We start from the raw sequence: 255 nt of genomic DNA, 5'->3' as shown, positions 1-255 counted from the left end.
ACGCCGCGCTCAGGATCGGAGGCGAAGGCGTGCACCGAGGTCAGCACGCCGGAGCGCACCAGGAAGGTGCCGAGCAGGGACAGCGAGAATGCCGCGATGGCGGGCAACAGGGTCCAGCCGGCGAAGCTGCCGCGTTTCTCGGTGACCGCCTGCGAATGGATCAGCGCGGTGCCGACCAGCCAGGGCATGAAGCTGGCGTTCTCGACCGGATCCCAGAACCACCAGCCGCCCCAGCCCAGTTCGTAATAGGCCCAC

At 68.2% G+C, this 255-nt stretch carries 1 protein-coding gene; it reads right to left on the bottom strand.

Annotated features, from left to right (window positions below; genetic code table 11):
* A partial coding sequence (ccsA, locus tag FLQ44_RS23060; RefSeq protein WP_170253075.1) for a cytochrome c biogenesis protein CcsA occupies positions 1 to 255 on the bottom strand: 255 nt, incomplete at both ends.

This window comes from Vogesella mureinivorans, assembly GCF_007644035.1.
Taxonomy (GTDB): domain Bacteria; phylum Pseudomonadota; class Gammaproteobacteria; order Burkholderiales; family Chromobacteriaceae; genus Vogesella; species Vogesella mureinivorans.
This window is presented reverse-complemented; position numbering and strand designations above follow the sequence as displayed.